At 71.6% G+C, this 9,924-nt stretch carries 11 protein-coding genes; 8 read left to right on the top strand and 3 right to left on the bottom strand.

The genetic code is table 11. The features are described 5' to 3' along the window. The 6 genes from ACFWEP_RS01975 to ACFWEP_RS01950 form a co-directional block, all read left to right on the top strand. Positions 1 to 1,305 (top strand): sulfate adenylyltransferase subunit 1 (locus ACFWEP_RS01975; RefSeq protein WP_387363999.1); only part of this gene is annotated, 1,305 nt, incomplete at its 5' end. Positions 1,306 to 1,538: 233 nt separating this feature from the next. Beyond that, positions 1,539 to 2,660, top strand: a complete 1,122-nt coding sequence (locus ACFWEP_RS01970) for an aliphatic sulfonate ABC transporter substrate-binding protein (RefSeq protein ID WP_387363996.1) — start codon at positions 1,539 to 1,541, stop codon at positions 2,658 to 2,660. 43 nt (positions 2,661 to 2,703) lie between these two features. Then, positions 2,704 to 3,495 (top strand): ABC transporter ATP-binding protein, encoded by a 792-nt coding sequence (locus tag ACFWEP_RS01965; RefSeq protein ID WP_387363993.1) that lies wholly within the window; start codon positions 2,704 to 2,706, stop codon positions 3,493 to 3,495. Then, positions 3,482 to 4,399, top strand: a complete 918-nt coding sequence (locus tag ACFWEP_RS01960; protein ID WP_328718673.1) for an ABC transporter permease — start codon at positions 3,482 to 3,484, stop codon at positions 4,397 to 4,399. Before ACFWEP_RS01965 ends, ACFWEP_RS01960 begins: the two co-directional genes overlap by 14 nt. A 9-nt stretch (positions 4,400 to 4,408) precedes the next feature. Then, the gene (locus tag ACFWEP_RS01955; RefSeq protein WP_387363990.1) at positions 4,409 to 5,182 is read left to right on the top strand and encodes a sirohydrochlorin chelatase; all 774 of its coding nucleotides are present in this window, start codon (positions 4,409 to 4,411) and stop codon (positions 5,180 to 5,182) included. Positions 5,183 to 5,282: 100 nt separating this feature from the next. Next, a complete protein-coding gene (locus ACFWEP_RS01950; protein WP_387364011.1) occupies positions 5,283 to 6,128 on the top strand; it encodes an ABC transporter ATP-binding protein in 846 nt (281 codons plus the stop codon). Between the two features lie 327 nt (positions 6,129 to 6,455). On the opposite strand, the gene ACFWEP_RS01945 is transcribed toward ACFWEP_RS01950, so the two are convergent. The 3 genes from ACFWEP_RS01945 to ACFWEP_RS01935 all read right to left on the bottom strand — a co-directional run bounded on the left by ACFWEP_RS01945 (position 6,456) and on the right by ACFWEP_RS01935 (position 8,372). After that, positions 6,456 to 6,839: a DUF4440 domain-containing protein gene (locus tag ACFWEP_RS01945; RefSeq protein WP_387363987.1), complete on the bottom strand. Its 384-nt coding sequence runs from the start codon at positions 6,837 to 6,839 to the stop codon at positions 6,456 to 6,458. Further along, positions 6,832 to 7,380 carry a DUF1697 domain-containing protein gene (locus ACFWEP_RS01940; protein WP_387363984.1) on the bottom strand — a complete coding sequence of 183 codons (549 nt, stop codon included), beginning with the start codon at positions 7,378 to 7,380 and terminating at the stop codon, positions 6,832 to 6,834. Before ACFWEP_RS01940 ends, ACFWEP_RS01945 begins: the two co-directional genes overlap by 8 nt. Positions 7,381 to 7,508: 128 nt before the next feature. Next, positions 7,509 to 8,372 carry an NAD(P)H-binding protein gene (locus ACFWEP_RS01935; protein ID WP_387363981.1) on the bottom strand — a complete coding sequence of 288 codons (864 nt, stop codon included), beginning with the start codon at positions 8,370 to 8,372 and terminating at the stop codon, positions 7,509 to 7,511. A gap of 124 nt (positions 8,373 to 8,496) precedes the next feature. Here ACFWEP_RS01935 and ACFWEP_RS01930 point away from each other — a divergent pair, with 124 nt between their 5' ends. Together ACFWEP_RS01930 and ACFWEP_RS01925 are read left to right on the top strand one after the other, a co-directional pair. Then, positions 8,497 to 8,952, top strand: a complete 456-nt coding sequence (locus ACFWEP_RS01930) for a MarR family winged helix-turn-helix transcriptional regulator (RefSeq protein WP_387363978.1) — start codon at positions 8,497 to 8,499, stop codon at positions 8,950 to 8,952. 204 nt (positions 8,953 to 9,156) lie between these two features. Continuing rightward, positions 9,157 to 9,909, top strand: coding sequence for an SDR family oxidoreductase (locus ACFWEP_RS01925; protein ID WP_387363975.1), 753 nt, complete (start codon positions 9,157 to 9,159; stop codon positions 9,907 to 9,909). Positions 9,910 to 9,924 lie beyond the last annotated feature (15 nt).

The following is a 9,924-nucleotide window of genomic DNA, read 5'->3' as shown; positions in this document are numbered from 1 at the left end:
CTGCGCTTCGCCACCGCCGGCTCCGTCGACGACGGCAAGTCCACCCTCGTCGGCCGCCTCCTGCACGACTCCAAGTCGGTCCTCACCGACCAGCTGGAAGCCGTCGAGCACGCCTCCCGCAACCGCGGCCAGGACACCCCCGACCTCGCGCTCCTCACCGACGGCCTGCGCGCCGAGCGCGAGCAGGGCATCACCATCGACGTCGCCTACCGCTACTTCGCCACCCCCCGGCGCCGGTTCATCCTCGCCGACACCCCCGGCCACGTGCAGTACACCCGCAACATGGTCACCGGCGCCTCCACCGCCGAACTCGCCGTCGTCCTCGTCGACGCCCGCAACGGCGTCGTCGAACAGACCCGCCGCCACGCCGCCGTCGCCGCCCTCCTGCGCGTCCCCCACGTCGTCCTCGCCGTCAACAAGATGGACCTCGTCGACTACCAGGAGCCGGTGTTCGCCGCGATAGCCAAGGAGTTCACCGCGTACGCGGCCTCCCTCGGCGTCCCGGAGATCACCGCGATCCCCATCTCCGCACTGGCCGGTGACAACGTCGTGGACCCGTCCGCGCACATGGACTGGTACGGCGGCCCGACGGTCCTGGAGCACCTGGAGACCGTCCCGGTCAGCCACGACCTCACCGCGTGCCCGGCGCGCTTCCCGGTGCAGTACGTGATCCGGCCGCAGACCGCGGAGCACCCCGACTACCGGGGCTACGCGGGCCAGATCGCCTCCGGCGTGCTGCGGGTCGGCGAGCCCGTCACCGTGCTGCCCTCGGGCCGTACGACGACGGTCGCGGGGATCGACGCGCTGGGCGAGAGCGTGGACGCCGCGTGGGCCCCGCAGTCGGTGACCGTCCGGCTCACGGACGACGTGGACGTCTCGCGCGGCGACCTGATCGCGCCGACCGGCAGCCTCCCGGCCTCGACGCAGGACGTCGAGGCGACCGTCTGCCACGTCGCCGACCAGCCGCTCTCGGTCGGCCAGCGGGTGCTGCTGAAGCACACCACCCGCACGGTCAAGGCGATCGTGAAGGACATCCCCTCGCGGCTCACCCTCGACGACCTCTCCCAGCACCCCGCCCCGGGGCAGCTGGTCGCCAACGACATCGGGCGGGTGGTGGTCCGTACCGCCGAACCGCTCGCGCTCGACGCGTACGCCGACTCCCGGCGTACCGGCTCGTTCCTGTTGATCGACCCCGCGGACGGTACGACCCTCTCGGCCGGCATGGCGGGCGCCTCGTTCGCCGCAGCCGCCCGGGGCGGGTCCGCACCCGAAGCGGCCGAAGACGACGCCGAATGGGATTTCTGATGAGAACCGATTTCTTCTCCTCCTTCGCGAAAGAGGGCGGCCGGGTGGGCAGCGGTGCCCTCGGCAGCGGCCAGGGCGGAGTGGCGCGATGTGCGTGATGACGTACGCGCACTGCCTGCGCGCCCTCCCGCACCACCCGCACCGCCCGTACAGACGAAGACCTGCCGACCGCCCGGCCGCGCCCTCGGAGAACCGAGGGACGTAGAGCCCGGCCAACGAGAGGAAAGCCTCCCGTGCCAGCCACCCGTACCACCGTCCGCCGCAGCCTGCTCGCTGCCGCCGCACTGCCGCTGCTCGCCGTGGTTCTCACCGCCTGCGGCTACGGCTCCGAGTCGACCGACGACGACTCGAAGAAGACGGACGCCGCCGCCACCACCGGGGCGGAGAAGCTCTCCGCGGACACCGTGAGCATCGGGTACTTCCCGAACCTCACGCACGCCACCGCCCTGGTCGGAGTCCAGGAGGGCACGTTCCAGAAGGAGCTCGGCGGTACGAAGGTCAAGACGTCGACCTTCAACGCCGGCCCGTCCGAGATCGAGGCGCTCAACGCCGGTTCGATCGACATCGGTTTCATCGGCCCCTCGCCGTCCATCAACGGCTTCACCAAGTCCCAGGGCAAGGGCCTGCGGATCATCGGTGGTTCGGCCTCCGGCGGCGTGAAGCTCGTCGTGAACCCGGACAAGATCAAGACCCTGGCCGACCTCAAGGGCAAGAAGATCGCCACCCCGCAGCTCGGCAACACGCAGGACGTGGCGTTCCTCAACTGGATATCCGAGCAGGGCTGGAAGGTCGACGCGCAGAGCGGCAAGGGCGACGTCTCCGTCGTCCGCTCGGACAACAAGGTGACCCCGGACGCCTACAAGGCCGGTTCCCTGGACGGCGCCTGGGTGCCCGAGCCGACCGCGTCCAAGCTGGTCGCCGAGGGCGCCAAGGTACTGCTGGACGAGACGACCCTGTGGCCGGACAACAAGTTCGTCATCACCAACATCATCGTGTCGCAGAAGTTCCTCACCGAGCACCCCGACGTGGTCGAGGCGGTCCTGCGCGGTTCGGTGAAGACGAACAAGTGGATCAACGAGAACCCGGACCTGGCCAAGGCGTCCGCCAACAAGGCGCTGGAGACCCTGAGCGGCAAGGCGCTCCCGGCCGAGGTCCTCGACCCGGCCTGGAAGTCGATCCTGGTCACCAATGACCCGCTGGCCGCCACCCTGAACGCGGAGGCGGACCACGCGGTCAAGGCCGGTCTGCTGGAGAAGCCCAACCTCGACGGCATCTACGACCTGAACCTGCTCAACAAGGTCCTGAAGGCCGAGGGCGAGCCCGAGGTCGACGACGCCGGTCTCGGCGTCAAGTAACCCGTCCGCCCATCCCCACCAGGCTTCCCAGGAGGTGACGACCATGGCGACCAGTACCCTCACCAAGGCCGAGGACCGCGCGTCGGTCGAGCACGCCGCTCGTATCAGCCACGTATCGAAGTCCTTCGCCGGACCCACCGGTCAGCAGCTCGTCCTGGACGACATCACGCTCGATGTCGCCCCCGGCGAGTTCGTCACCCTCCTGGGAGCCTCCGGGTGCGGCAAGTCGACGCTGCTCAACCTGGTGGCCGGACTCGACCGCCCGTCCGCGGGGTCCATCGAGACCCCCGGCGGGCGGCCGGCCCTGATGTTCCAGGAGCATGCCCTCTTCCCGTGGCTGACCGCGGGCAAGAACATCGAACTCGCCCTGCGGCTGCGCGGGGTGTCCAAGGCCGAGCGCCGCCCCGAGGCGGAGCGGCTGCTCGAACTCGTACGCCTGCACGGGGCGTACGGCAAGCGGGTGCACGAGCTCTCCGGCGGTATGCGCCAGCGGGTCGCGATGGCCCGCGCACTCGCCCAGGACAGCCAGTTGCTGCTCATGGACGAGCCGTTCGCCGCGCTCGACGCGATCACCCGTGATGTGCTGCACGACGAACTCACCCGGATCTGGCGGGAGACCAACGCCTCGGTCCTGTTCGTCACCCACAACGTGCGCGAGGCGGTGCGCCTCGCGCAGCGGGTCGTGCTGCTGTCGTCCCGGCCGGGACGGATCGCCCGCGAGTGGACGGTCGGCATCGAACACCCGCGCCGCATCGAGGACTCCGCCGTCGCGGAGCTGTCCGTCGAGATCACCGAAGAACTGCGTGGGGAGATCCGCCGCCATGGCCAGCACTGACATCAAGTCCGCCGAGGACAGGGCGGGCACGGACGGCCCCGCGAAGCGGGACGACCTCGCGGGACTGGAGGCCGGGCTCGACGCGCTGGACGCCGTCCAGTCGCACCGCACCCCGGTGCGGGAGGTCGTCGTCCAGAAGGTGCTGCCGCCGGTCCTGGCGGTTGTCCTGGTCGTCCTGGTCTGGCAGGTGCTCGTCTGGGCGAAGGTCACCGACGACTACAAGCTCCCGCCGCCCGCCGCCGTCTGGGACAGCGCGCAGGACATGTGGGCCAAGGGCACGCTGCTGGAAGTCATCTGGACCAGTGTCTCGCGCGGCCTGTTCGGCTTCGTCCTCGCGGTCGTCATCGGGACGCCGCTCGGTCTGCTGGTCGCCCGGGTGCGGTTCGTCCGGGCTGCGATCGGGCCGATCCTCTCCGGCCTCCAGTCCCTGCCCTCGGTGGCCTGGGTCGCCCCGGCCGTCATCTGGCTCGGGCTCCAGGACTCGATGATGTACGCGGTGATCCTGCTCGGCGCGGTCCCGTCGATCGCCAACGGCCTGGTCTCCGGCGTCGACCAGGTCCCGCCGCTCTTCCTCCGGGCGGGCCGCACCATCGGCGCGACCGGGCTGCGCGGCACCTGGCACATCGTGCTGCCGGCGGCGCTGCCGGGCTACCTCGCGGGGCTGAAGCAGGGCTGGGCCTTCTCCTGGCGTTCACTGATGGCCGCCGAGATCATCGCTTCCTCCCCCGATCTCGGCCTGGGGCTAGGGCAGTTGCTGGAGAACGGCCGCAACAACTTCGACATGCCCGGCATCTTCCTGTCGATCCTGCTCATCCTGTTCGTCGGCGTCGCGATCGACCTGCTGATCTTCAGTCCGCTGGAGCGGTGGGTGCTGCGCAGCCGAGGTCTTCTCGTCAAGAACTGAGCCACGTCCATGCACGCACCCGTCCTTCTCGTCATCGCCCACGGCAGCCGCGATCCGCGGCACGCGGCGACCGTCCACGCGCTCACCGCGCGGGTACGGTCGCTGCGGCCGGGGCTCCGCGTGGAGACGGCCTTCCTCGACTTCAACGCCCCGTCCGTGCCCCGGGTACTGGAACGCCTGAACCCCCGGGGGGCGTCGGGTGGGGAAGAAGTCGTCGCCCTGCCGCTGCTGCTCACCCGGGCCTTCCACGCCAAGACCGACATCCCGTCGGTGCTGCGCGAGGCCCGGACCCGGCTGCCCCGGCTGCGCATCCGGCAGGCAGGCGTCCTCGGCCCGTCCCCGCTGCTCCTGACCGCTCTGGAACAGCGGTTGCGCGAGGCCGGGGTCACCGCCGCCGACAGACGCTCGACGGGGCTGGTTCTGGCCTCGGCGGGCACCACGGACCCGGAGGCGATCGCAGTGATCGCTGAAATCGCGCGGGAGCTGCGGCACACCGGTTGGTGCGCCGTGCGGCCTGCGTTCGCCTCCGCCAATTCTCCGGGCGGGTTCCCCCGCACCGCGGACGCGGTGCGCGCGCTGCGCGCCGACGGGGTGGACCGGGTGGCGGTCGCGCCGTACGTCGTCGCGCCCGGCCGGCTCCCGGACCGGATCGTCGCGGGTGCGGCCGAGGCCGGCGCGGACGTGCTCTCCGAGGTGCTCGGGGCTTCCCCGGCCCTGGCCCGGCTGCTGCTGGCGCGGTACGACGAGGCACGGGCGGACCGCGCGCTCACCCTGTCGGCCTGAAGGCGCTCCCCGGGACCGGTACGGAGTCGCCCCCTGCCGTCCGTCCGCATCCTGGACCGATAGGGTCCGCAGGTCGAACGTATGGATGTAAGGAGCAGTCATCGTGACCACGGCCCCCCTCGCCTCGCCCGTCGGCACCTCCCACCAGAGGCACGTACCGGTGATCCAGGCCGACGAGGTCGCCGTGGTGCGTGACGGCAGAGCGATCCTGGACGCCGTCTCGCTCACCGTCCGGGAGGGGGAGCACTGGGCACTCCTGGGTGCCAACGGCGCCGGGAAGAGCACCCTGCTGGGGCTGCTCGGGGCGGTATCCCACCCTACGCGGGGCACGGTGCGGGTACTCGGCAGGACACTGGGCCGGGTGGATCTGCGGGAGTTGCGGACCCTGCTCGGCCACGTCAACCCCCGCCACCCGCTCCAGTCCGCGCTGACGGTACGCCAGGTCACGCTGACGGGTCTCACCAACTCGGTAGAACCGCTCCCGCGTTGGACGCCGACGGCCGACGAGCGGGCGCGGGCGGACGAACTGCTGGCGATGCTCGGGATGGCCGGCAAGGAAGCGTCCCGCTGGCCGGCGCTCTCCCAGGGCGAGCGGGGCAGGACCCTGATCGCCCGGAGCCTGATGCCGAGCCCTCGGCTGCTGCTCCTGGACGAGCCGGCCACCGGCCTGGACCTGGCGGCCCGGGAGCAGTTGCTGGACAGTCTGGACGCCCTGCGCGAGGAGCATCCGGAGCTGGCGACGGTGCTGGTCACCCACCACCTGGAGGAGCTGCCCGCCTCCACCACGCACGCGATGCTGCTGCGTGGCGGGCGGTGCGTGGCGTCGGGTCCTGCCGACGAGGTGCTGACCACCGACCGGGTCAGCGACTGCTTCGGTCATCCGGTGCGCATCACGCGTACGGAGGGCCGCTGGACCGCACGGGCGCAGCGGGTGACGCGCCGCTGAGCCGGGGTATGCCCGGCCGATCGTGCCGAACCGGCTCCAGCCGGCCTTCGCGAGGGGTGGCCCGAGAACCGGAGGGCCCCTACGGGGGGGCGGCTCGGTAGGGTCGGGCCCGTGCGCCCTGATGAGAGCGGTCCTGCCGATCCGGCACCTGTCGCGAACCGGCGGAACGGCCCCACGCTGCGCTGGATCGATCAGCCCGACGTGCGCTCCGCAGGACAGCGGTCACGCCAACCGCCGTTGCGGTACGGGACGTGTGTCGGAAGTCCCGCCTGTCCGGCGACGCCTGACCCGCCCTCCGGGCGGACGGCACCACGTTCGAAACACGCCCTACGACTCGTCGAACGGGTCCACGGAGAACGGGGTGGCCTGGTGGAAGTAGAGCAGCCATCCTCCGTCCCCCTGCCGCCACAGTGAACTGCGGTGCGCACGACGGCCTTTGTGTTCGGTGTCGAAGGTGAGGTGGACAAGGCCGGGGCAGAGTTCGACGCCCGCCATCCGGGACGCCGTCAGCGGGCCGGGGCGGGTGGTCGCCTCCGCGGTGAGTTCCGCGACGATCATGTCGCGGTCCCAGAGCCTGCCGCTGGTGCCGATCTCCCGGAATTCGGGGTGCAGCATCGTCGCGAGGAGCGGCGCGGAGCGGCGCACCTCGGGGTCGAGCAGGCGCAGCTCGTTCTCGATCACCTCGGCCACGGAGTGCGGGAGTTCAGTCACGGGTGAGCTCCACGAGTTTGACGACGGTGTTCCAGTTGCGGCTGGTGGCCACGAGGCCCTTGGTGACGGCGGGCTTGGCGAGGGCGACGGCGAGCGTGGAGCGGGCGAGGCCGTCCGGGGCGTAGAGGTAGAGGGCGCGGTCGCCGAGCCGGAACTCCTCGGGCAGGTGCGCGGCGGGGTCCACCGGGGCGAAGCGGTCCTCGGTGACCGGCCGGTCGTAGAAGGTGACGTGCAGCTGTTTCCCTTCCAGTTCGGCGGCGGGGAAGGGGCACGCGTCGGCGACGGCCCGGAGGTAGGCGGCCGGGCGGACGAGGCAGTCGACGGCGAACCCGTAGTGCTTTTCGACCGCCCGCTCGATCCCGGCCGCGACCTCGTTCTCGTCGTCGCTCGCCGCGGCGAGGACCGCGTTGCCGCTCTGCAGGTACGTGGTCACACCGCTGTGGCCCAGTCCCGCGAGGAGCGTGCGCAGTTCCGGCATGGACACCTTGCGGTGGCCCCCGACGTTGATGCCGCGCAGCAGGAGTGCGTACGTCGTCGTCATGGGCCCACCTTAGGGCCTGCATCGGGTTCGGGGCCGGGCGCGCGGTGGGGCGGTCGTGCGGTCCGGCGCCGATTGGGCGGTGTCCGACGACGCGCGTCGGGCGGGCGTCGGCGTACAGCCCGGCCGGCTCAGCGGGCCCCGGGGGCCCGGAAGGCGTCCGCGTGGCGCGCGCACCAGTCCGCGAAGGTCCGCGGCTCGCGACCGAGCAGCCGCTCGACGGTGTCGGTCCGGAACCCGACGGTGTCGGATCGCATGAGTTCGAACCCCTCGCGGATGGCGTCGGCGAGTGCCGGGGGCGCCCCGTGGGGGAAGCGGGACCGTACGGCTTCTTCCGGCGTGTTCACCGCTCGGACCTCGATGTCGTGGCCGATCGCATCGGAGAGGACGCGGACCTGCTCGGTGACGGTGAGCGCCTCGCCGCCGGTGAGCGCGTACTCGTTGTCCTGATGGCCGTCCTCGGTGAGGACGAGTGCCGCGACGGCCGCGATGTCCGCGGGGTCGATCGGCGCGAAACGGCCCGGCCCGACCGGGTCGAGCACATGGTTTCCCTCGTGGATGGTGGGGAGCCAGTCGAGGGCGTTCGTCATGAAACCGCCGGGCCGCAGGAACGTGGCGGGTATCGCGGAGGCGCGGACGATCTCCTCACGCTCGTGGTGCCAGCGAGCCATGGCGGGCAGCGGTTCGAACGTGACGTGGAGGGAGGACAGGTGTACGACGTGCCTCACCCCGGCCGTTCCCGCCGCGGCGATGGCGGCGGCAGTGTGATCGGTACCGATGCCCTGGGCGAGCAGGAAGAGCCGGTCGACACCGGCGAAGGCCGCGGTCAGCGTCGAGGCTTCTCCGAGGTCGCCGACGACGCGTTCGGCGCGTGCGGGAAGCCCGGCGGCCCGGGCCGGGTCGCGGACGAGGAGACGTAACCCGGCACCTCTCGCGTCGAGTTCGCGGGTGAGTTCACGGCCGATGTTCCCCGTGCCTCCGGTGACCAGTATCATCGGGGACCTCCAATTCGTTTGCCGACTAGCGACTTCCTGGGAAAGCTAGCCGGTTAATGATTAGCCGTCAATCGATTCTCGTACGCCGGGCGTATCCGACCGCCCCGTCCACCGAAAGGTCCCGATGGCCGAGTTCCTGGACCTGCACGGCAAGACGTCGAAAGCCCTCCGGGCCCTGGCCGACGCGGCCATGCGGCGACATGGGCTGCACGTCGGACAGAATCACCTGCTCGCGATGTTGTGGGAGCGGGACGGCAGCACGCCCGGTGAAGTCGCCGCGGCGCTGAACGTCACGACACCGACCGTGGTCAAGATGGCCGACCGGATGACGGTGGCGGGGCTGCTCGTCCGCCGCCGCGACGACCGGGACAACCGTCTGGTCCGCCTCTGGCTCACCGATGCGGGGCGCGCGCTGCGGGAACCGGTGGAAGCGGACCGCCGGTCGATCGAGGAGAAGGTCACCGCCGACCTCACCGAGGCCGAACGCACGGTCCTGCTGAACGCCCTCGCGAAGGTCCACCGGTCGGCGACCGGGCTCCTGAGGGACGGCCCGTCGACGCCCCCGCCCGGCAGCCGCTGAGCCCGGACGGGTGAGCCGGGACGGACGGAATCCGCCCCTCTGCCGCCCGGCCCCCTCACCAGGTGGTCGCGCCCCGCCCGGCGGAAGGCCGCCTCCCCCTGCCCGGCGCGCACGTGCCGGTGCCGCCGGTCGGAGGGATGATCGGTTGCGGACACCGGGGCGCGATCGGCGGGTTCTCCGGGCGGCCGAGTGACAGGAGATCTGGTGAAGATCGCAGTGGCCGGCGGCACCGGCACCGTCGGGCGCCATGTGGTCGACGTCGTCCGCGAGCGGGGCCACGAGGCCGTCGTGCTGTCCCGTTCGAACGGCGTCGATCTGGTCTCCGGCTCGGGTACGGCCGGGGCGCTCCAGGGGGTCGCGGCGGTCGTGGACGTGACGTCGAAGCAGACCATGTCCGCCGAGGCGTCCGCGGAGTTCTTCACCTCGGTGACCCGGCGGTTGCTCGCCGCCGAGCAGGAGGCCGGGGTGGGGCACCACGTCGCGCTGTCGATCGTCGGCGTCGACCGGGTCCCGCACGGCTATTACGCCGGCAAGGTGGCCCAGGAACAGCTGGTCGAGAGCGGCGCCGTGCCGTGGACGATCCTGCGTGCGACGCAGTTCCACGAGTTCGCGGGCCAGATCTACGGACAGCTCAAGCGGGGTCCGGTGGTGGCCGTGCCGAGGATGAAGTCCGAGCCGGTCGCCGCCCGCGAGGTCGCCGAGCGTCTGGTCGAGCTGGCCACCGGCGCCCCGGCGGGCCGGGTCCCCGATCTGGGCGGCCCGCAGGTCGAGTCGATGACCGCGATGGTCAGGGCCTACGCGCACCACACGGGCAAGCGGGGCCTGATCGTGGAGGTCCCCCTGCCCGGCGGAATGGGCCGGGCCATGCGGGACGGAAGCCTGCTCACACGGGCACCCGCCGACCACGGATCGCTCACCTACGCGACATGGCTCTGGCTCCAGCGGCCCACCGTGTGAGGAGTCACGCCGCGC

Source organism: Streptomyces sp. NPDC060198, assembly GCF_042728415.1.
GTDB lineage: Bacteria > Actinomycetota > Actinomycetes > Streptomycetales > Streptomycetaceae > Streptomyces.
This window is presented reverse-complemented; position numbering and strand designations above follow the sequence as displayed.

Excerpts from the sequence above, each read along its gene's own strand:
- ACFWEP_RS01965 (WP_387363993.1), top strand. The coding sequence starts at position 2,704 with ATGGCGACCAGTACCCTCACCAAGGCCGAGGACCGCGCGTCGGTCGAG.
- ACFWEP_RS01960 (WP_328718673.1), top strand. The coding sequence starts at position 3,482 with ATGGCCAGCACTGACATCAAGTCCGCCGAGGACAGGGCGGGCACGGAC.
- ACFWEP_RS01955 (WP_387363990.1), top strand. The coding sequence starts at position 4,409 with ATGCACGCACCCGTCCTTCTCGTCATCGCCCACGGCAGCCGCGATCCG.
- ACFWEP_RS01940 (WP_387363984.1), bottom strand. The coding sequence starts at position 7,380 with ATGACGACGACGTACGCACTCCTGCTGCGCGGCATCAACGTCGGGGGC.
- ACFWEP_RS01935 (WP_387363981.1), bottom strand. The coding sequence starts at position 8,372 with ATGATACTGGTCACCGGAGGCACGGGGAACATCGGCCGTGAACTCACC.
- ACFWEP_RS01930 (WP_387363978.1), top strand. The coding sequence starts at position 8,497 with ATGGCCGAGTTCCTGGACCTGCACGGCAAGACGTCGAAAGCCCTCCGG.